This is a genomic window from Flavobacterium sp. AED (genome assembly GCF_000812945.1).
Classification (GTDB): Bacteria; Bacteroidota; Bacteroidia; order Flavobacteriales; family Flavobacteriaceae; genus Flavobacterium.
The window spans coordinates 1197597-1221209 of sequence record NZ_JSYM01000001.1 but is presented as its reverse complement, the minus strand read 5'-3'; the positions used below and the strand labels follow the sequence as shown (position 1 = coordinate 1221209).

16 protein-coding genes are annotated in these 23613 nt (G+C 35.2%); 13 read left to right on the top strand and 3 right to left on the bottom strand.

The genetic code is table 11. The features are described 5' to 3' along the window. Window positions 1–104: 104 nt before the first annotated feature. Together OA85_RS05435 and OA85_RS05430 are read right to left on the bottom strand one after the other, a co-directional pair. Window positions 105–644, bottom strand: coding sequence for a 3-hydroxyanthranilate 3,4-dioxygenase (locus OA85_RS05435; protein WP_039108466.1), 540 nt, complete (start codon window positions 642–644; stop codon window positions 105–107). A 40-nt stretch (window positions 645–684) separates the two neighbouring features. Then, window positions 685–1794 (bottom strand): endonuclease, encoded by a 1110-nt coding sequence (locus tag OA85_RS05430; RefSeq protein WP_039109395.1) that lies wholly within the window; start codon window positions 1792–1794, stop codon window positions 685–687. Window positions 1795–2025: 231 nt separating this feature from the next. Between OA85_RS05430 and OA85_RS05425 the strand changes: the two genes are divergently transcribed. The 13 genes from OA85_RS05425 (at window position 2026) to OA85_RS05365 (ending at window position 22436) form a co-directional block, all read left to right on the top strand. After that, a complete protein-coding gene (locus tag OA85_RS05425; protein ID WP_039109394.1) occupies window positions 2026–2922 on the top strand; it encodes an LD-carboxypeptidase in 897 nt (298 codons plus the stop codon). A 55-nt stretch (window positions 2923–2977) separates the two neighbouring features. Continuing rightward, complete coding sequence (locus OA85_RS05420; RefSeq protein ID WP_039109393.1) at window positions 2978–3337, top strand: YraN family protein; 360 nt, start codon at window positions 2978–2980, stop codon at window positions 3335–3337. A 107-nt stretch (window positions 3338–3444) separates the two neighbouring features. Beyond that, the gene (locus OA85_RS05415) at window positions 3445–4101 is read left to right on the top strand and encodes an aspartate kinase (RefSeq protein WP_035669162.1); all 657 of its coding nucleotides are present in this window, start codon (window positions 3445–3447) and stop codon (window positions 4099–4101) included. 275 nt (window positions 4102–4376) lie between these two features. Continuing rightward, the gene (locus tag OA85_RS05410; protein ID WP_039108465.1) at window positions 4377–4940 is read left to right on the top strand and encodes an RNA polymerase sigma factor; all 564 of its coding nucleotides are present in this window, start codon (window positions 4377–4379) and stop codon (window positions 4938–4940) included. A 228-nt stretch (window positions 4941–5168) separates the two neighbouring features. After that, window positions 5169–6338: a FecR family protein gene (locus tag OA85_RS05405; protein ID WP_039108464.1), complete on the top strand. Its 1170-nt coding sequence runs from the start codon at window positions 5169–5171 to the stop codon at window positions 6336–6338. A 129-nt stretch (window positions 6339–6467) separates the two neighbouring features. Beyond that, window positions 6468–9731: a TonB-dependent receptor gene (locus OA85_RS05400; RefSeq protein ID WP_039108463.1), complete on the top strand. Its 3264-nt coding sequence runs from the start codon at window positions 6468–6470 to the stop codon at window positions 9729–9731. A gap of 10 nt (window positions 9732–9741) precedes the next feature. Continuing rightward, window positions 9742–11235, top strand: coding sequence for a RagB/SusD family nutrient uptake outer membrane protein (locus tag OA85_RS05395; RefSeq protein ID WP_039108462.1), 1494 nt, complete (start codon window positions 9742–9744; stop codon window positions 11233–11235). Between the two features lie 13 nt (window positions 11236–11248). Further along, entirely contained in the window at window positions 11249–12325 is a 1077-nt protein-coding gene (locus OA85_RS05390; RefSeq protein ID WP_039108461.1) for a SusF/SusE family outer membrane protein, read from the top strand. Between the two features lie 131 nt (window positions 12326–12456). Then, on the top strand, window positions 12457–13839 hold the full coding sequence (locus tag OA85_RS05385; RefSeq protein WP_039108460.1) for an alpha-amylase family glycosyl hydrolase: 1383 nt from the start codon (window positions 12457–12459) through the stop codon (window positions 13837–13839). Window positions 13840–14179: 340 nt separating this feature from the next. Next, window positions 14180–16339, top strand: a complete 2160-nt coding sequence (locus OA85_RS05380) for a glycoside hydrolase family 97 protein (protein WP_039108459.1) — start codon at window positions 14180–14182, stop codon at window positions 16337–16339. A gap of 113 nt (window positions 16340–16452) precedes the next feature. Beyond that, entirely contained in the window at window positions 16453–19212 is a 2760-nt protein-coding gene (locus tag OA85_RS05375) for a gliding motility-associated C-terminal domain-containing protein (protein WP_082014117.1), read from the top strand. A 20-nt stretch (window positions 19213–19232) separates the two neighbouring features. Further along, entirely contained in the window at window positions 19233–20120 is an 888-nt protein-coding gene (locus OA85_RS05370; RefSeq protein ID WP_039108457.1) for a type IX secretion system membrane protein PorP/SprF, read from the top strand. A 252-nt stretch (window positions 20121–20372) separates the two neighbouring features. Then, a complete protein-coding gene (locus tag OA85_RS05365) occupies window positions 20373–22436 on the top strand; it encodes an alpha-amylase family glycosyl hydrolase (RefSeq protein ID WP_082014116.1) in 2064 nt (687 codons plus the stop codon). Between the two features lie 195 nt (window positions 22437–22631). Here OA85_RS05365 and OA85_RS05360 read toward each other — a convergent pair whose 3' ends face one another. Continuing rightward, complete coding sequence (locus tag OA85_RS05360) at window positions 22632–23399, bottom strand: SDR family NAD(P)-dependent oxidoreductase (protein ID WP_039108456.1); 768 nt, start codon at window positions 23397–23399, stop codon at window positions 22632–22634. Between the last annotated feature and the right edge of the window lie 214 nt (window positions 23400–23613).

The window sequence follows — 23613 nt, the reverse complement described above, 5'->3', positions numbered from 1 at the left end:
ATTCACACTAATCAGCCCTAGCCCCGGTAGTAGCGGCATCCTTTTGTGGCTTTCTTTAAGCCACAAAAGATAGAGCGGATGACGGGAATAGCTTCAAAAAAAAACTATTTTTGGGCTACAAACCTTGGATCGGTTTCCATAACGGTACCGCATTTTTCGCAGGTTCTCAGTGCTTCTGAATTATAGAAATGCTCGAAATGAGGTAGAAAATCTTTTTCGATATTATGCAGTTCAAAATAGACTTCGTGTAATTTATGATTGCAATTATCACAAAACCACAATAGACCATCCGTATATCCTTTTCCGGCGCGTTTTCTTTCAATCACCAATCCTATCGAACCCTCAGAACGAACCGGAGAATGCGGAACTTTGGCAGGATGAAGATACATATCGCCGGCATGAAGTTCCATTTCCTTGCGCTCGCCATCTTCCTGAATAATCACTTTTATTGAGCCTTCCAGTTGGTAAAATAATTCTTCGGTTTCATTATAATGATAGTCTTTTCGGGCGTTTGGACCCGCAACAATCATCACAATGTAATCACCGGATTCTCTGTATAAATTTCTATTGCCAACGGGCGGTTTCAGCAGATGTCGGTTTTCGTCAATCCATTTATTGAGGTTGAAAGGTTTTGCTATTGCCATTGTTATGAATTTTAAATGTAAAGTTATGAAATAAAAAACGCTATTGTTTTTCTTTGATTAAATAAATATAAACTGGAAAATGATCGCTAAATCCTACCTCAGTTGCCGAATGCCGTAGCGGATATCCCTTGTACTGACCACTGGTTTGTATTAGAAATGATTTGTTGTAAATACCCGCTTTCCAATACCGAAAAGAGGAATAATCTGGTTTTAATAAAGATTGTGAAACCATGATTTGGTCAAAAATATCCCAAGCATCTCGATTTGCAATAGTTCCCATCCCGTTTTTGGCCATTTCTTCGAATGGATTATAAATTCCGAGTGGTGGAACTTCGGTCTTTTTTGCTTTTGCGCCAAGCGCTACTTTTACACTTTTATTATAGGGTCCGTCATTCAAATCACCCAATGTAATGACTTTCGCATTTGGGTTTATCCTTTGCAGGGAATCAATGATTTTTCTGTTTAAAATACCGGCAGCTTCCCTAAAAGGGCTTGATTTTTTTTCTCCTCCGGAACGTGACGGCCAGTGATTGACAATTATGTTTATTTCTTCACCATCAAGAAATCCGGTAACCAAGAGTTGGTCTCTTGTATATACCCTATTATTTTGTGCACTTACTTGCAAAACATCATCGGTTTTCTCGTCGGATTCAGTTTTTAAAGCTGCTGTAGTTTTTAGGTTATTTTTATAAACATACAGCGGAATATTGAGATAACTAGTGGGCTGGAACTGTTTTTTTTGATACAATAAAGCTACATCTATACCTCTTTTGTCCGGTGAATCAAAGTGAATAATACCGTAATTTTTGTTTATCAGTTTGGGCTGTTTGACTAAATCTTCCAGGACTCCTCTATTTTCAATTTCGGAACCGGCTATAAAAGTTGGTGAATCCGGATTTTCGGCAGAACCGATTTCGGATAAAACCCTAGCCAAATTTTCGAGTTTATGATAATATTTTTTTGATGTCCATCGCTGCGTTCCTGTTGGTGTCCATTCGTCATCATTCGTTTTTGGATCATTTATCGTGTCGAAACAATTTTCGAAGTTATAGAATGCAACAGTATGAATCACATAATTCTTTTGTTGAGCACTCGATTTCATCATTGAAAAAAAAAGAAACAAGAATAAAATCAAGTTGGTAATTCTCATACGTTTAAATATATCTTTAGTCATAATAGAAATCCTAATGGTTTCGTTTATTGTAAAAATAGTCATTTGAAGATGTAACTTAGAATTATTTTGTAATTGTCTATATTTGTTTTAGAAAAAAAAACGAATATGTATGCCTCTCGATTTACTTTAAAAAGAAATGTTGTTTTATATAAATTCCTATTTCTTATTTTTGTTTTACAATCTTTCAATTCTCAAGCCAGCACACTAATGATTACACCACCTATTTTACAAAAAGGAGATACCATAGCCATATTGGCAACAGCTCGAAAAAACATAGACGACAACCTGAAACCAGCAATAGATTTATTGCATAGCTGGGGACTGGAAGTTGTTATTGGGAAAAGTATTGGCCTAGATGACAATCAACTGGCTGGTACTGATGAACAACGTGCCGCTGATTTCCAGACTCAATTAGACAATCCAAACATCAAAGCAATTTGGTGTGTTCGTGGTGGTTATGGCACGGTAAGAATGATTGATTTATTGGATTTCACCAAATTTAAGCAGCATCCAAAATGGATTATTGGTTTTAGCGATGTCACCGTTTTGCACAATCATTTGAATACAATGGGTTTCAAATCTATTCATGGTATTATGCCTATCAGTATTCCAAAAGCAACTCCTGAAGCTATTGAAAGTTTACGAATTGCCATGTTTGGGGAACCATTGAAATATACTATTGAACCTTTTGGCATGAACCGATTTGGTTATGCTTCCGGGGAATTAGTCGGTGGGAATTTATCTATTTTATACAGTTTATTTGGTTCTCAATCAGCGATAGATTGCACGGATAAAATATTGTTTATAGAAGACTTAGATGAATATTTATATCACATCGATCGTATGATGATGAACTTAAAACGCAATGGTTGTTTGGAAAGTATTAAGGGAATTATTGTTGGTTCGATGTCAAAAATGAAAGACAATGATATTCCATGGGGCAAAAACGCCCTTGAAATCATAGAGGATGTTACTAAAAAGTACAACATTCCTGTTATTTATAATTTCCCGGCGGGACATATTCATGATAACCGAGCATTAATTTTAGGAAGTAAAGTGACTCTGCATTTAGACAAAAATTCCAGTAGCGTAGTTTTTGAGTAAAAAATTGATTTTTGATTGCAGATTTTTTTACGAACTGAAAACTGAACACTTTTTTATGGCTGAACACAACGAACTGGGAAAAATTGGAGAAGAAATGGCGGTAGAATACCTACAAAAAGACGGCTATACTATCCTGGAAACCAATTGGACTTTTCAAAAAGCCGAAATTGATATTCTTGCCCAAAAAGAAAACACACTTGCTGTTGTTGAAGTAAAAACCCGTTCGTCCCTAGAGTTTGGTTTACCCCAAGATTTTGTAAAACCAAAAAAAATACAGCTACTGGTAAAGGCTGTAGATGCTTACGTAAGTAAAAATGATTTGGACATTGAAGTCCGTTTTGACATTATTGCTATCCACAAAGAAGGCAAATCTTTTGTAATTGAACACCTTATAGATGCTTTTTATCATTTTTAACAAAAAAAATCAATGTTATATTTGTAACAAATTGTTTTTTATCTATCTTTGCAGAGATTTTTGACACTCTAACTAAGTAAAAACTACGTAAAAACACCTAACCAATTATGAAAACTGTTTCATCCATTGTAGAAAATTACATCAAAACAAAGCCTTTTCTATTAAATGCTTTATCTCTTGGAATCATTAATTTGACTTCCTTATCACGGAATATAATGACTGAATTAGAATCTGAATTTGGTAAAGAAGTAAAACAAGGAGCGGTAGTTATGTCTCTAAAAAGACTTACGGAAGAGTTGGATTTCAGATTAAATCATAAAATAAATAAAGTAATAAAAAACATTGGGGAAATCACAGTTCGCTCTGAACTAACCGATTATACTTTTGCAGCATCAGATACCGTTTTAAACAAGCAAGCTGAATTAATCACCGATTTGAATGCTTTTCCAGATATTTTTTATACCTCGTCAAGAGGCGTAAATGAAACTAATATCGTGGTAAGTAATACAATAAACCATTTGGTTGACAAACATTTTGCCAACGAAAAATTAATTCAAAAACTGGATAATCTGGCTTCGATAACCGTGAAATTACCTAAAGAAAATATCGTAGTTCCAGGAATTTACTATTTCATTTTCCAACGTTTGGCTTGGGAAGGAATTATCATCAACGAAGTAATTTCGACTTCAAATGAATTTACAATTTTAGTAAGTGAAAATGAAGTAGATGTTGCTTTTAAAGTAATTAAAGATTTAAAGAATTAATATTTCTTATTTTATATTTTAAGCTTCCTGTCTTCAAAAAAGACTGGAAGCTTTTTTATTACAAATTTTATTTTTGAGTTAAACGGAATTCCGTTTTTTATTCAAACCACGTTACTTATCTACAAAGTTTTGCGTATAAATTAAAAACCATTTTTGATTTAAAGAAATCGATGCGAATAATATTTTTATATATTTGCTAATTCATCAGACAATTAAGAGGCTAGAATTGAGAGTGTCTTATTATAATGCCAAAAAAATAAAGGGTACCCAAATTAATGTCAGAAACAAAAAACTATAGCGAACAATTATTGGTTAGTGAACTCAAAAATCACAACGAAAAAGCATTTCGTTCCCTTTTTGATTTCTATTACCAAGATATTTATGGCTATAGCATTAGTCTTCTGAAGTCAAAAGAATTAGCCGAAGAAAATGTACAAGAAGTATTTTTGAAAATTTGGTTACATCGAGAAAACTTGAATTTAGAGCAATCCTTTAAATCCTACTTGTTCACCATTGCCAGAAACCAAGCCTTTAATTTTTTGAATAAAGCCGCCAATGATGTACTTCTAAAAGAAGAGATTTTCTATAAAAGTGAGAAATCTCATGATCAGGGTGATTATTCCATTCGAGAAGCCGATTGCAAAAGACTAAAAAAGCAAGCCATAAAACAACTGCCTCCCAAACGCAAACTAATTTTCAAAATGTCGCGTAAACAAGGTAAAACCTATGAAGAAATCAGCCATGAATTAGGCATTTCTATAAATACCGTAAAAAGCCAAATGAGCAAAGCACTGGAATCAATACGTCTTTTTTTTAAAGACCATGATGGCATCTTATAAATCAATAAAAAAATATCAGCACCTCAATCACTCTTTATGGGTGATTTTTTTTATTTTTTTTATTACGAAGTAAATCGAATAAAGAATTAAAAAACAATGAGTTACAAACGAAATAATTACTTTTTGAAATTATTTTATCTTAAAATTAAAAAAATTACAACGTTTGAGTAGTAGTCAACTCCACTTGAACTGTATTATATAGTACAGGATCAAAAAACCCAATTCGAGATGAATGAAAATTCAGGAATACAAAAATTACTTCATAAATTTATTTTAAACCAATGTAATGTGGAAGAAAGTAATGAAGTTGTTGACTATTACAGAAAAAACAAACTCACTACTGATTTCCCAACAGTTGAAGACATAAAAATACTAGTAGACGAAATTCCAGAAATGGATGTAGCGACTGCAGATAAAATATTTTCTAAAATATTAATTAGCGCAAAAGAAACGGAATCAACAGCGATTGAAACCAAAAAGTTTCCAATGTTCAAATACATTTCTGTTGCAGCATCGATTATTGTTTTGTTATCCATTGGATGGTCTTATCAACACGGTTTTTTCAAACAAAAAAATGATGCAATTATAAATAGCAATGAAATCACTTTGCAATTAGCAAACGGTGATGTTCAAATTATTTCAGCCGGTAAAAAATCTCAAGTAACCGACTCCGAAGGAAATGTTGTAGCAAACCATAATGGAAATAAAATTGCCTACGATACTGAAACCCCTTTAGAAAAACTAGTTTACAATACCATTAAAATTCCATACGGAAAACGATTTGAATTGGAATTATCTGACGGAACAATTGTACATCTGAACTCCGGAACCACACTTAAATATCCGGTACGATTTATTGCTGGTGAAAACAGACAGGTTTTTCTGGACGGAGAAGCTTTTTTTGATGTGACAAAAGATAAAAAACACCCTTTTATAGTCAATGCAGATAATTTGAACATTCGTGTTTTAGGAACTCATTTTAATGTTTCCAGCTATCCTGAAGATAATGTAACTGATGTAGTTTTAGTAGAAGGTTCAGTAGGTTTATATACTGCAAATGAGAAATTTGACGCCAATAAAAATACCGTTCTTAAACCCGGATATAAAGGTAGTTTTAATAGAAAAGACAATCATATTGAAACAAAACCTGTTATTACTGATGTTTATACTTCATGGATGGAAGGGCGATTGACATTTAAGAACATGAGTTTTAACGATATAACCAAAAAACTGGAAAGACACTACAATGTTACCATTGTTAACCAAAACAAGAAATTGGCTAATGAAAAATTTTATGCCAGTTTTGGCGATGAACCAATAGAGAAAGTACTGAGTTACTTTAATGATGTTCACGGCATTAATTACACCATAAAAAACAATGAGATACTAATTAAATAACCCTTAAAAACCAATGAAAAATGACGAGTTAACTATTGAAGCATAAAAAAATCGGAAAGAGCTGCGAACAATTTCCGATTGAATAAGTGATTGAACCTAACTGATTAAATACAATCTATTTACAAAATTATGAAAAAAAAACCAAAGAATAGTGGGATACAATTCCCATTGTTCCAAAATAACCTAAAATTGAAACTAACTACTCTCCTTCTTTTGGTGGCTATGTTTAATATTCGAGCCAATACTTATGCACAAAAAACAAAAGTAAGTTTAGAATTAAACAACACAACCGTGGAAACGGTTATCGAAACCATTGAGCAAAAAACAGATTTTCGATTTATTTATAAAATGAATGATATTGATTTAAATCGTATCATTTCTATCCGTGTAAAGGACCAAACAATTGATGTCGTTTTAGATAAACTATTCAAAGGAACTGGTACGGATTTTAAAGTTAGGGATACTCAAATTATTTTAAAAAAACCTCTTATTGAAAAAACAGATGAGAAGTTTTATTTAAAAAAGACTATCAAAGGTAAAGTATCTGATGAAAACGGAATGCCACTTCCCGGTGCATCCATTATTGAAGAAAAAACAAAAAAAGGAGTTATCACTGATGCTAACGGAAATTTTGAAATAACCGTTGAAGACAGTGATGCCATGCTTCTGATATCATATATAGGATATAAACAAAGAAGAGTTTCTGCAAATCAAGACAATAGCGTTATTCAACTTTTCCCAGAAACAACTACTTTACAAGAAGTTGTATTGATAGGTTATGGATCTTCTACCAGAAAAGATGTTACAGGTGCAGTTTCTTCAATCGCTGCAAAAGACATGAATCAAGGTGCAGTTGTCAATCCACTGCAATTAATTTCCGGTAAAATGGCTGGGGTAAATATTACTCAAACGGGTAGTGAGCCAGGTACGGCACCAAGTGTAAGAATTCGTGGAATATCTTCTTTAATTGGTGGAAATGATCCTTTAGTCGTTGTGGACGGTGTTCAAGGAAATATGGATTTGTTAAACCAAATTCCTCCAAGTGAAATAGCCTCGATGGACATATTAAAAGATGCTTCTGCCACTGCCGTTTATGGTTCTAGAGGTGCTGCTGGTGTAATTATTGTTAGTACCAAGAAAAATAAAGCAGGAAAAACATCTGTAGAATATTCTAGTTCAATGGCTGTCGATTATATACCTAGAAAACTAGACATGCTGAATGCTGATCAATGGTGGCAACAAGCGCAATTAGTTGGCGTTCCTGCCTCGGCTAATCATGGCTCAGATACCGATTGGTATGGTATTCTTACTAAAAGTGGCGCTACGCAAACCCATACGTTATCTTTTGGTGGAGGAACAGATAAATTTAGTTATAGAGCTTCGATAAGTGCTATTTTGCAAGATGGAGTTGTTATCAACACCAGTAATCAAAAATATATCGGTAGAATTCAAGCCACTCAATCTGCGATAGATGATAAATTAAAATTAACTTTCAATCTTAACAGTGGAATTACCAATGCAACTAATAGTATTGGAAGCATCGGAAGAGCCGCTTTTACATCTAATTTAATTACAAATGCTTATGTAATGCGCCCTACGGATCCTGTTTACAATACTGATGGAAGTTATTTTACAGATCCAAATGTTTTTCAATACCTAAATCCTTATGCAGCTGCACAAACTGTTACTAATCAAGGACAATATGATAATTTATTTGGAAGCCTTAAAGCTGATTTAGATTTATACAAAGGTTTAACAGCTGGTTGGTTTGGAAGCTGGAGAAAAACGAATAGTACTAATGGATATTATCTCCCTGCCGAATCGACTAATGCGTATGCAATGGACCAAAAAGGGTACGCTAACATTAGTAACAACAAACAAAATGAAAGATTAATGAATATTAGTCTTTCGTATAAAAAAGTATTTGGAGACCACAGCATCAACGCTTTGGCATTATACGAATGGCAAAACCAAACCTATCAAGGTAATTTCGCCCAAGCCAAAGGTTTTATCAATGATATTGCCACTTATAACGCGTTGCAATTGGGTGATTTGTCCAAAGTACAACCTGGAGACATTAGTTCATATAAAAACGACAGAACCTTAGTTTCATTTTTAGGACGTATAAATTACTCGTTTTTAAACCGATATTTATTTACTGCCAGTATCAGAAGAGATGGTTCTTCCGTTTTTGGTGTAAATAATAAATGGGGAGATTTCCCTTCAGCTTCGGTAGCTTGGCAAATAGACAAAGAGCCTTTTATGGCTAATCAAACTATTTTCAGCGAGTTAAAATTACGCGGAGGATATGGTGTTACAGGTAACCAACAAGGGTTATATCCACAAAACTCTATTTCATTAGTGGGTGGATCAGGAGTAACTTATTTTGGAGGTCAACAAATTACCAATTTCAATGTAACTCAAAATGCTAATGCAGATTTACGTTGGGAAACAAAAAAACAAACCAATATCGGAGTAGATTTTGCTCTTTTAAATAACAGAATCAGAGGAACTGTCGATGTTTTTACAGCAACTACTGATAATCTTTTATTTGATTATACTGTTCCACAACCTCCATTTCCTTACAATACAATAAAAGCTAACGTAGGAAGTCTATTAAATAAAGGACTGGAAGTTGCCTTAGGGTATGATTTGATAAAAACAGAAAACACAACACTTACACTTGCCGGTAATGTATCCTTATTGAGAAACAAAGTATTAAACTTAAGCGGCAGTATCAACGGAGTTCCGTTAAATACTGATAATGTGTCTTGGGGACCAAGTTCCTTTTTGATAGCTGGACAACCTATTGGGACTTTCAACATCTTACATCATACCGGAAAAGACAATGCAAATTCTGAAACTGTACTTGATGTTGACAAAAATGGAATCATAGATCAAGGAAATACAAGCCCGGATCGTTTGATAAAAGGTTCTGCTTTACCAACTTATACGTATGCATTTAACCCCACTTTCCAATATAAAAATTTAGATGTCTCAATGTTATGGAGAGGATCAGGAGGAAACAAAATATACAATGGCCTGCGATCAAGCTTAAGTTATTTAGAAAATATCGGTAAAGCAAATATTTTAGACAGTGCCATTCCATTAGGATTATTCACTTCTAAATATGGTTCTGATTTATGGCTTGAAGATGGTTCTTTTCTACGATTAGAAAATGTAACTGTTGGCTACAATTTTCATTTTGAAAAGATCAAATACATTGAATCTGTTCGCCTTTCTCTTACCGGAAATAATTTACTGTTGATTACACCCTATTCTGGAATTGATCCCGAATTAAATATGAGTGGTAGTAATGGCTTTGGAGGCGATAATGGTATTTATCCCCGTACCCGAAGTTTTGCCTTTGGTTTGAATGTAAAATTTAAATAGTAAAAGAAAAATGAAAATCAAAAATATATTGTTAATAGGAAGCTTAAGTTTCTTATTACTTGTTGGTTGTACCAATGTTGATGAAAAAGTATATGATAAATATACAGCAGACGACTTTTACGGATCTGCGCAAGGAGCTGATGTTGCATTGGCAAGTGTTTACGCCCAAGTTGGCGGGAATTGGGATGGTGTAGGATATGCTGGAGCAGACAGAGGTTGGTATGACTTAAACTGCTTTAGTTCGGATGAACAAGTTATTCCTCATAGAACAACCGGTGACTGGGAATTGGATTTTGCTCGTTTATACAAACACGATTGGTTGCCAACAGATTCTTTTATAAACAACACTTGGAGATGGTTGTACAAATCTATTTTCAATGCCAATTTAGCCGTTAACCAATTAGAAAAATCAAATGCTGAACCTTCAAAAATTGCCGAAGCTAAAGTATTGAGAGCCTTTTTCTACTATTTATTGATAGATGATTTTGGAGATGTTCCTTTCTACACGGATAATAATATAACTGTAGATCAAATTCCACAATCAACTCGTAAAGAGGTTTATAATTTCATCGTAAAAGAGTTAACCGAAAATGTAGAAACTCTTTCGGCTACCAAAGGAGGAAATTATTACGGAAGATTCAACAAATGGGCCGGTTACACTTTATTGGCTAAAGTATATTTGAATGCCGGAGTATATACTGGTACTCCTGAATGGGAAAAATGTTTAGCCGCTTGTGATAAAGTGAGTGGCGGAGGATTCTCACTTCATTCTGGTGCTGCTAATGCTTCTAGTCCAATGGGGAACAAATACTATGAATTATTTGGTGATGTACTCCCGGATGATGAAACCATATTAGCCATGTTTGTTACTGCAAATGTAGTATCCCGTAATATTTTTACAGTTCGAAGTCTAAACGGACCAGACGCCAAAAACTTGTTTGGCTATAGCGGATGGAATGGTACTATTGTGCCTAAAGATTTCTTTTCGAAATACAATGACAATGACATTCGTAAAAAACAATTCCGTTATGGAGACCAAGGCGGAGGAGTAAATTATTCTATTGATGTAGCGTCATTAGACAATCCTGGTGCTGCACCACAAGCGGGTGTTCGTAATACTAAATTTTATCCTGTTACACCTATGGATGGTGGTGGAGCATCAAATGATTTTCCTATCTATCGTTATGCTGATGTATTATTAATGAAAGCAGAATGTAATGTTAGACTAGGTAATGCTGCTGCTGCAAAACCATTCATAGATCCTGTCAGACAACGTGCCGGACTTGGAATATTAGCTGCAAATCCAACATTAGACGATGTTTATAATGAGAGAGGATTTGAGTTAAACTGGGAAGGACACAGAAGACAAGATATGATTCGTTTTGATAAATTCTTATTAGCAAATGATTTCAGAGGTGTTTCTGCTAACTACAGAAAATTGTTCCCAATCCCAACAGCGGCATTGGATGCAAACAAAGGAATAAAACAAAATCCAGGTTACTAAACATAGAACTATTATGAAAAAATATATAAACAAGTTATTCGTAATTTGCGCGTTACTTTTCCTTGGTGTATCCTGTGAAAATGACGCCATACTTACCTCTCTAAAAGAAGTGAATTTTTCGGGTCCAATTGAGGCTTCGTCAAATGCTATAGTAATTTCTACAGAAAACGAAAATTTATCTGTACTAACCCTATCATGGTCTGCAGTAATATTTCCTGTGAATGCACCTGTAACGTATGCTTTGGAATTTGATATCCCAGCAGATGCAGTTGGAGCTACAGCTTGGTCCAAAGCAGTTCGTGTTGAAGTTGGAGTAGATGTATTAAGCAAAGCTTTTTCAGGAAGTGACCTTAATAAAATGGCTATTAAATTAGGTCTTCCAGTTGATGTTGCAGGAAAAATAGTAGTTCGTGTAGAATCAACTTTGGACAGAAAAATATATTCAAATCCTATAGAATTAAGTGTAACCCCTTTTGCTAAAAAAGTGGTGTTTGGTGCAATATATATGCCGGGAAGTTACCAAGGATGGGATGTAAATACTGCAGCTGAACTAAAAGCTATTGATAGTGGTATATTTCAAGGATATGTGACTTTTCCAGAAACACAAGGTTTAGGATTTAAATTCACCAATGAAAGAAGCTGGAGTCAATTTTACGGAGCTGACGCCAATGGAAATATAGTTAATGGCAGTGATACCGATTTTCAAATTGAAAAAGCAGGTTCCTATCAAATGACTGTAAACCTAAACACTGCAAAATGGACAGCTACTCCTTTTTCTTGGGGAATAATTGGTACCGCAACTGCAGGTGGCTGGGATAACTCTACTAATATGACGTATGATCATCAACTAAAAGTGTGGAAATTTAAAGGGACTTTAAGCGCAGGTGCTTTAAAATTCAGGCTTAATAACACCTGGACTGTAAATTATGGCCCAAAAAACAATACTGATGACATAATGTACATAGACAATCAAGGAGCTTACGATGTTAGTGAAGCCGGTACTTATGAAGTAACGTTTTCTATACAAGAAAAAGATGTAACAACCGGTCTTTATCCTGCTACTGCTACTTATACAGTTACAAAAATCTAATAAACAGAATACTCGTTTAGCATAAAAATGGTTTAGTTAGTAATTTTAAAAAGCATCCCTTTTTATTGAAAAAGAGGAAGGGATGCAACCATTTCTAAGTTCTTAACGGTTATTATTAAAAATCAAAAAAAATGAAATTATATATCAACATCGTTTTTATACTTATCTTTTCTTCGGTACTAGCTTCCTGCAGTTCTTCGGATAATGAGTCAACTCCAGCTCCGGCTTATCCACAATATGGAACACGGTTTGAAAAAATGCCTAAAAAAGAAGATGCCGTCATTTATCAAGTAAACATTCGTGCTTTTAGTCAGGCAGGAACTATAAAAGGGGTTCAGGAAAAACTAACTTCTATTCAAGAGCTTGGGGTTAATGTTATTTATTTAATGCCTATTTATCCTGTTGGAGTAGTTCGATCTGCAGGTGGATTAGGATCTCCATATTCTGTTAAAGATTATAAAGCTGTAAATACAGATTTTGGAACTTTGGAAGATTTACGTGTTTTGGTAGAAGAAGCCCACAAAAAAAACATGGCAGTTATATTGGACTGGGTTGCGAACCATACTTCATGGGATAATGCCTGGATTACTGCTCACCCGGATTGGTATCAAAAAGATGCTAATGGAAATATTATTATCCCTCCCGGAACTAATTATAATGATGTCGCACAGTTAGATTTTACTAATACTGAAATGCGAAGTGGGATGATTGATGCAATGTCCTATTGGGTATACAGTGCAAACATAGATGGTTTCAGATGTGATTATGCTGATTTTGTTCCTCAGAATTTTTGGTCAGAAGCCATTACCGCTTTAAGAAAAATCAAGAAAACCCAGAATATATTAATGCTTGCAGAAGGATCAAAAGTGAGTCAATTTGCTGCTGGTTTTGATTACACTTTTGGTTTTAACTTCTTCAGTGCTTTGGAAAAAGTTTTCAAAGAGAATAAATCTGCTACTACTTTACAAGATTCGAATGCTACCGAATATGCTAATAATTATAATCCTGAAAATAGAATTGTTAGGTATACAACCAATCATGATGTCAACCTTTCTGATGGTACACCGTTAGAGTTATTTGGTGGAAAAAAAGGTTCTATTGCAGCATTTGTCGTTACTGCGTACATGAATTCAGTACCTATGATTTATAACGGACAAGAAGTAGGATACAATAAAAGAATCGATTATTTTAACCGTACCCCTATTGACTGGAGTACTGCCGATTTAGATATGCTAGCCGAATATAAGAAAATCATTGCTTTCAGAAATTCTAGCAATGCCCTAAAAAAAGGGACTTACAAAGGATATAGTAGTGACGCTATAAGTGCATTCACTATGGAAACCGCTACTGAAAAAGTCTTTGTGTTATCTAACTTAACTACTGCAACAGTCAATTATACTATTCCCGTTTCATTGTCAAAATTGACTTGGAAAGATGGATTTACTGGTGCAGCAATAACAGCAAGTACTCAAATAAGTTTATTGCCATTTGAATATAAAGTATTGAAAAATTAATGCTCAAAATTAATTTTAGGTAACATTCGTTAGCCAAAACACTATTCCATTTATTGCCGCAAAACACAAAGGCACAAAAGATTTAATTCATATCACTTTCTTGTTTTTAAGCAATTTGATAGTTTATTTAAAATTTTTAAATGCTTCGAACCTATGTGTCTTTGTGCCTTTGCGTCAATTTATTAAGGATGGACTAATGTTCATTCCTACAACGCTGTGAAAGTTCCACGAGAACGATTCATACCTATTCAGCGCATTCAAAAAACGGTCCTAATCTAAATTAAAGTACCATATTAAACCAGAATAGCATCCTTTATTAATTAATTAAAAAATAAAAAACATGAACTTTAGACTTAAAAAAATACGTCTTCATGCGTTATTTCTATTCGTTTGTGCAAGCCCATTATGGATGCTCGCACAAGAAATCAATTCGCCTAACAAAAACCTTGTTCTAAAATTTGAATTGAGAGAAAATGGAGTGCCTTCTTACCAATTAACGTACAAGGGAAAACCGGTTATCAAATCCAGTACTTTAGGAGTAGAAACAAAAGATGTAGCATCATTCATTGATGGATTTTCTATTACAAACACAACCCAAACGGCTGTTGATGTTAATTGGGATCCTGTTATGGGCGAACAAAAAACGATTCGTAATAATTACAACGAACTGCTAGTTACTTTGGCGCAAGCCAAAAACAACAATCGCTACATCCGAATTAGGTTTCGTTTATTCAACGATGGATTGGGTTTTAGATATGAATTTCCAAAACAAAATGATTTGAATTATTTTGTAATCAAAGAAGAACGTACCGAATTTCAATTGGCAGGAGATCATAAAATTTTCTGGATTCCGGGAGATTATGACACAAATGAATATGCTTATACCACATCAAAGATTTCGGAGATTCCTTCCTTGATGAAAAAAGCTACCGTTGAAATCAATTCCCAATGGCCAATAAAAAATTTGGCGGTACAAACACCTTCTATGATGAAATCTTCAGATGGTTTATACATCAATATTCATGAAGCGGCATTGATTAATTATCCCGCCATGTCTTTAAACGTGGATGCAACAACTTTCAAAATGAGCAGTCATCTTACTCCGGACGCTGTTGGGAATAAAGGATACATGCAAACGGATGCTCAAACGCCTTGGAGAACTATTGTGGTAAGTGATAAGGCCACTGATATTTTGGCTTCAAAACTAATCTTAAACCTCAACGAACCTACAAGTTACAAAGATGTTTCTTGGATAAAACCAGTAAAATACATTGGAATTTGGTGGGAATATTTCGTGGCTGGAAAAAGCACTTGGGCTTACGGAAAAGAGAATAATGTGAAACTAAATCAAGATTTTACTAAGCTTACGCCAAATGGAAAACACGGAGCGACTACGGAACATGCCAAAGAGTACATTGATTTTGCAGCAAAAAATGGTTTTGACGCCATCCTTATCGAAGGTTGGAATGTAGGTTGGGAAGATTGGATTAACAATTGGAAAGAAGAAGTTTTTGATTTCACAACTGCTTATCCTGATTTTGATGTAAAAGCAGTACATGAATACGCTGCCGCAAAAGGCGTAAAGATTATCATGCACCACGAAACTTCTGGAGCCGCAACAAACTACGAACGTCGTTTGGACCGTGCTTTTGAGTTTATGAATGCCAATGGATATGATGCTGTAAAAACAGGTTATGTAGGGAAGATTATTCCTCGTGGTGAACACCATGACGGACAATGGATGGTCAATCATTACATACACGTAGCGGAGCGCGCTGCCGATTATAAAATCATGATTGACAGCCACGAAGCGGTTCGTCCTACGGGGTTAAACCGTACCTATCCGAACTGGGTTGCACAAGAATCAGCTAGGGGAACAGAGTTTGAAGCCATGGGAGGATTAGCTCCGGAACACACCACTATTTTACCATTTACCCGCTTGATGGGTGGACCAATGGATTATACACCCGGTATTTTTCAAACCGATCTTACCTACTACAAAACTGGTGGAAACCAACGTGTCAATACTACTTTGGTAAAACAACTAGCTTATTATGTGACCATGTACAGCCCGTTGCAAATGGCAGCTGACATTCCGGACAATTACAATCGTTTTCCAGATGCTTTTCAGTTTATCAAAGATGTTGCAGTAGACTGGGACAATAGCTATATCCTAGAAGCTGAGCCGGGAGATTACATCACTATTGCCCGTAAAGCAAAAGGTAAAAACGAATGGTTCGTGGGTGGTATAACTGATGAAAATGCAAGAACGGCAACTATTGCTTTTGATTATCTTCCAAAAGGTAAAAAATACATCGCAACAGTTTATTCGGATGCTAAAGACGCCAGTTGGAACGAAAAACCACAAAATTATACGATTCAAAAAATCATAGTGACTTCAAAAAGTGTTTTGAAACAATACATCGCTCCCGGTGGAGGTACTGCCATCAGTATCAAAGAAGGGAATGTTTCAGAAATGAAGGGTTTAAAAAAAATCTAATTTGAAGAATAAAACACAAACCATATTGCAAACACACCTGTTTTGTAATATGGTTTATTAAACAGAATTACCAAAAAAATAAATACTAATACTAACTTAAAAACCAAAAAACTATGAAAAAGAAATTACTCTTTTTTATTATTTGTCTTTTGACAATTTCTTTTGCAAATGCAAAAAAGCCACCGCTTATTTCGGAAGAAAAACAGAATTCAGCTTTTCTAACGATCAGTATATTCGGTGATGCGACTCCAGGAAGCTGGACAACGGATACTGATATGACCACTACTGATGGAACAACTTATACTCTTAAAGGAGTTGCTTTGATTCCAGGAGCATTAAAATTTAGAGGAAATCACGAATGGACATTACCCTACAATTGGGGAGGCACCGCTTTTCCTTCAGGTACAGCAGTAGTTGATGCCAATGGTATTACAATACCAACCGCTGGTAATTATGATATTACTTTCAATATCACAACTGGAGTTTATTCATTTGTCGTTTCGCAAGTAAGTTTTCAAGTAATAAGCATATTTGGTGATGCAACTCCGGGAGCTTGGGTAACTGATACTGACATGACCACTACAGATGGGACTATTTATACTCTTAATGGAGTTTCTTTGATTCCTGGCGCATTAAAATTTAGAGGAGATCATGCTTGGACATTACCTTACAATTGGGGAGGAACAAGTTTTCCTTCAGGAACTGCAACAGTCGATGGTAGTGGTATAACCGTACCAACAGCGGGTAATTATAATATTACTTTTAATAAAACTACGGGTGTTTATAGTTTTACATTTCAAACCATAAGCATATTTGGTGATGCCACTCCAGGAGCTTGGGTAACTGATACTGATATGACAACTACAGACGGGACTATTTATACCCTTAATGGAGTTTCTTTGATTCCTGGTGCTCTAAAATTTAGAGGGAATCATGCTTGGACATTACCTTACAATTGGGGAGGAACTGACTTTCCAGCAGGAACAGCGGTAGTTGATGCCAATCCTATACCAGTACCAACAGCAGGTATTTATAATATTACTTTTAATAAAACAACTGGAGTTTATTCAATTACAATTCCACCAGTAAACTATCAAGTGATCAGTATATTTGGAGATGCGACTCCGGGAGCTTGGGTAACCGATACTGACATGACAACTACTGACGGTACCATTTATACTCTTAATGGAGCTTCCTTAGTACAGGGAGCATTAAAATTTAGAGGGGATCACGCTTGGACATTACCTTACAATTGGGGAGGGACAGCCTTTCCTTCAGGAACAGCAGTTGTTGATGCTAACCCTATAACTATACCAACTACAGGTATTTATAATATCACTTTTAATAAAACGACTGGAGCTTATTCATTTGCCACCCCACAAATAGTATATGCTATAGTAGGTTTAATTGGTGATGCGACTCCTGGCGGATGGAATACGGATACTGACATGGCAACTATAGATGGTATTCACTACACAATTAACGGAGTTTCTCTCGTACAAGGTGCATTAAAATTCAGAGGGGATCATGCTTGGACGTTACCTTACAATTGGGGAGGAACTGACTTTCCTTCAGGAACAGCAGTTGTTGATGCAAATGGTATCACAATACCAACAGCAGGTATTTACAACATCACTTTTAATAAAACAACTGGAGTTTACAGTTTTACATTTCAAACCATAAGTATATTTGGAGATGCAACCCCGGGAGCTTGGGTAACCGATACGGATATGACGACTTCAAATGGTATTGTTTATACACTTGATGGAGTTTCTTTAATACCAGGTGCATTAAAATTTAGAGGTGACCACGCTTGGACCTTACCTTACAATTGGGGAGGAACTGACTTTCCTTCAGGAACAGCAGTTGTTGATGCTAATCCTATAACCGTTCCAACAGCCGGTGTTTATAACATTATTTTTAATAAAACGACCGCAGAATATAGTATTTTAATCCCTTCTGCACCAAGTAAATTAAACTATAGTACCCCTAATATTTTTGTCACAAATACAGCTATTGCAAGCTTAGTTCCTTCAGTAGATGAAGGTTTAGGCAATCTTGTATATACTGTAAATCCTGCATTACCTGGAGGACTTCAATTGGACTCTGCTACTGGTATTATCAGTGGAACGCCAACAAGCATTCAATCTGCAACAGTATACACAGTATCTGCAACCAATAGCTATGGTTTTTCTTCAAAAACAATTAGTATTGAAATACAAGGAATACCAACAGCTTTAGCATATGCCGGCAACCTAAGGTTACCAATAAACATAGTAATGGAAACTGTAGTACCAACTGTAACTTCAAATCCGGTATCGACTTTTAGCATCAATCCTTCTTTATCCACCGGAATGAGTTTTAACACCAGCACTGGAGCAATAAGCGGTAGACCAACTGTAGAGACAACTGCAATCAGCTATACTGTTACTGCTTCGAATTCTATTGGCTCTACAACTAAAAATTTCACAATCGAAGTGTATAATGAAGACCATGATTTTGATGGTATTTTGGACGTAAATGACAACTGTCCTACAACGTATAATCAAGATCAGGCAGATATTGATCATGATGGTATTGGTGACGCATGTGATTTAGTTGAAATAAATGTAGCCGAAGGATTTTCTCCAAATGGAGATGGTAAAAATGACACTTGGTTTATAAATAATTTAATAAATCATCCTAATTCCTCCGTTCGCGTATTAAACAGTACAGGAGCAGAAGTGTATTTTTCTAAAGATTACCAAAATGATTGGAATGGAGAATACAAAAACACCGGTTCAATTGTAGCTGTAGGTTCTTATTTCTATCAAATTGATTTAGGTAATGATGGTTCTATTGACAAACAAGGCTGGATTTACATTGCTAAATAATTTATAAATAAAAAAGTAACATGAAAAAAATACATAATATATTGGCAGCCGTACTACTCTTAATTGGTAGTTCGGTTTTTGCCCAACAAGAAGGCTCTTTCGCTTTTTACAAATACCACATGAATGTTATCAATCCTGCTTATGCAGGTGTTGATGAGCAAACCGTAATTACAAGTTCCCTTAGAAATCAGTGGAGCGGAATTGCAAATGCACCAAAAACTCAGGCAGTTTCTTTTGGGATGCCAATAGCAAATAATCTTGGGTTTGGTATCGCTGTAGTCAATTCTTCTACTTTTATAGAAAAACAAACGGCAGTAGATATTAATTTATCTTATAAAGTAAAAATGACTCAAAGCACTGATTTGTATCTGGGTATCAACGCTGGCGGTACTAATTTTAATCTAAATACAGCGGGATTAGAACTGTATTCAGTTGAAGCAGATCCTGCTTTTGGTTCCATTCACACCTTTAATCCCAACTTTGGTGCAGGTGCCTTATTAAAAAGCGAAAAATTCTATGTATCGCTTTCGGTTCCAAAATTATTAAATATCCAAAATGCAAAAAATGATAATGGATATGCAACAGTAGAGACCAACAAACCTAGAGTTTATCTAAGCGGTGGTTATGATTTTAATCTTAATCCAGCAGGTACATTAGTATTAAAACCATCTGTGTTGGCTAGATATGTTACTGCTGCTCCATTTTCTGTTGATTTCAGTACCATGTTGCAAATACAGAATAATTTTGAAGTTGGTGCATTGTATCGAACAGATAAAGCCTATGCAGCAATGGCTAATTTTATTCTTAACAAGAAATTCATCATTGGATATGCTTATGAAATGAGTACTATTTCAACGATGGCCAGTGCTAAAAATACAAATGAGATTTTACTACAATATAAGTTTTAAATATAATTTGGGTTTTGTTTTAAACACCTCTCACGAGGTGTTTTTTTTATCTTTTTAAAACTAATTTTTCATCAAACCGGAACTTCATAATAATTACAACTTCAAAAAAGGAGCGAAACAATTATTAATACTAGTAACTCTATAGTTTTAATTACAATAATATTTTGAAAACAGAAAAACAAATCCTCATTACAACTGCCCTTTATTAAAGTTTATGTAAAAAATTAACCAATATAATAAACCAAAAAACCAATGAAGAAAAAAACCACTTCTAAACTATTAAATAGCTGTTCCAGTCAATCAAAAGTACTCCTGCTTTGTTTGATCTTGATGCTTTTATTTGCGAGTTCCATTTATGCACAAGATCCTGCTCAGTACGGAACCCCATATACAGGAGTATCAGATCCCAGAGATGCAAACATTTATCAGGTGCATATTCGTCCGCATAGTGCAGCCGGTAATCTGGCAGCTGTAACAGCAGATTTAGACCGAATCAAGGCACTCGGTATTAATGTATTATACCTGATGCCTATTTACCCTTACGGAACTGATTCCAGAAGTTCTAATTCTCCTTATTGTATCAAAGATTTCAAAGCAGTAGGTTCAGAATATGGTTCTCTGACTGATTTACGAAACCTTTCTGATGCCGCTCATAGCAGAGGAATGTCCGTTATTTTAGACTGGGTTGCCAATCAAACTTCCTGGGATCATCCCTGGATTACCCAACATCCCGATTACTATGTTCAAAGTAATGGCGTGATACAGCAATTAAGTACGTATCCTGATGTAGCCGCTTTAAATTTCAATAGCACAGCAATGAAAACGGCAATGATTGATGCCATGCGTTATTGGGTTTTTGCTGCCAATATTGACGGGTATCGTTGTGACTTTGCTGATAGTGCTCCTGCCACTTTCTGGACGCAAGCCATCAGTAATTTAAGAGGTATTACTTCGCATAAATTAATACTATTTGCAGAAGGTACTTTTGCTCAAAATTTCACTTCCGGTTTTGATATGAATTTTGGGTTTAAATGGTATGGTGATGCACTTAAATCGGTTCACTCGTGGACTTCTGTAGCCCAACTTCAAACGGTTACCAATACTGAATATACTTCGGCAAATGCCTCACAACAAATTGCCAGATATACCGCTAACCATGACTCAGAAACTACTGAAACAGCCATGAATGTTTTTGGAGGTCACGATGGCGTAATCGCAAATTTTCTTGTATCTGCTTACATGCGAGGTGTTCCGTTCTTAACCAGCGGGCAAGAAGCCGATTTTAATCAAATAATTCCATGGCCATATACTTCTGTAAAAATTAATTGGAGTAATACTACCGCAAAAACAGATTTTACTAAAATACTAAATTTTAGAAACTCAAGCGTAGCCATAAGACGTGGCACAATGACCAATTATTCAAACACGAACGTTTGTGCTTTTACCAAAACATCTGGAAGCGAAAAGGTTATTGTCATCACAAACCTCAGAGGATCATCCTCAACTTTTGTTGTTCCAGCAGCCATGGCAGGTTCTTTCAAAGAAGTATATACCGGTGCAACTATTAACTTAACTTCAGGTGCAACGATGACCTTGAACCCTTATCAATATCTTGTCGTTACAAACCTCTATTATTATACAATTCAAAATAGATGGAAAGGAACCTATCTCTACGATGCTGGCGCTAATGTAGGTTATGGTGCAACCGTGGCAAACAATAATTATCGTTGGGAAAAAGTAATGGTCGATGGTCGCTACATGCAATTCAAAAACCTAGGTACTGGAGAATTTATGCACATCGAAAATCAAACGGGTTCTGTTCAATGTGGAGCGATTACGGCAGGTTGGTCAAGTGCGCAATGGACTCCCGAATATATTGATGGCACTTGGATTAGAATTAGAAATAAATGGCAACCAGCGAGTATTGTAAATGTAGAAGGACAAACTGGAGCTGCCCAATATTCAGGCGCGCAAGATAGTTTTTATAGTGCACAATGGCAGTTGAATGCAGTCGCAGCTGGAACAGCAACTTCTCGCTTATCAAATGCAAAAAGCTTTTCGAATGAAGAAGGCGAAACTACTTTGATTACTATCTATCCTAATCCAGCAACCAACAATCAGTTTAATATAATTTTACCTGAATTGGAAGCTAATGACATTGCTACAGTTACAGTTACTGATTTGAATGGGAAAATTGTTTTCGTAAAACAAATTAGTGTCTCTACAAAAATCGACCACAATTTAGCAACAGGTTTGTATTTGGTTAATGTTAACACGAATCATCTTGACGTTACCAAAAAAGTGATTATAAAATAAGGAAATAAAAACAATTACTTTAAAAACACAAAAGGGCGTATGAATTGATTTCATACACCCTTTTTTAATTATAAATTAAAAAAAGTAAAGACACAATTATACCATTTATAAATTCAAAATGGTCCAACTTAAATGAACTTACATCTCTTATATGGTTTAAAAAATCCCCTAAACGTTTAAACTTATAATTTAGTATTACAAGTTCATTCCTCCTGAAACTTCAATGCGTTGCGCATTCACCCATTTTGCATCCTCAGTACATAAAAAGGCCACTACGCTTCCAATATCTTCTGGTAAACCTACTCGTCCTAATGCCGTTACCGAAGCTATAAATTGATTTAATTGCTCGTTATCGCGAACCACGCCGCCACCAAAATCGGTTGCTATAGCACCTGGTGCCACTATATTTACTCTGATTTTTCTTTCACCCAATTCTTTAGCTTGGTATTTTGTCAATGTTTCCATCGCACCTTTCATACTCGCATAAGCACCATATCCCGGAAATGAAAAACGAGTCAATCCAGATGAAATATTTACAATTCCACCGCCATCGTTCATTATTTCCAAAGCTTTTTGAGTTAGAAAAAAGGGCCCTTTGAATTGAATGTTTACCAAATCATCAAATTGAGCTGTAGTTGTTTTCAATAAACTTTCGTGAACACCTACGCCTGCATTATTAACTAAAAAATCAAATTTTTCTGTATCGAAAGTGTTTTTTAATGCAATTGCTACATTTTGAAAAAACGCCTCAAAACTATTCACTTCGGCAACATTCAGTTGAATAGCCGCAGCTTTCTGTCCCAAATTTTCAATTTCTTTTACAACAGCTTCCGCTTCTTCTTTCTTACTGTTGTAGGTCAGCACTACGTCAAGTCCTTTTTTGGCAAGGCTCAAAGCCATATCTTTCCCTAATCCACGGCTTCCGCCGGTTACTAATGCTATTTTGTTTTTCTTTGATTCCATCTTAAATAGTTGTTTTAAATTAATACAGCAAAATTAGTGTAGAAGCAACGCTAGCCAATTGTAAATATCAATCCAGAGTTTGCGAAATTCAAATCATGATTTTTTAACCATATAAGCAATGTAAGTTCATTTAAGGTTGCCTATTTTATGTGCTTAAATATCTTGTTATTCAATACGTAATTCTTAAAAAGGCAAAATAGAAATCTGCATAATC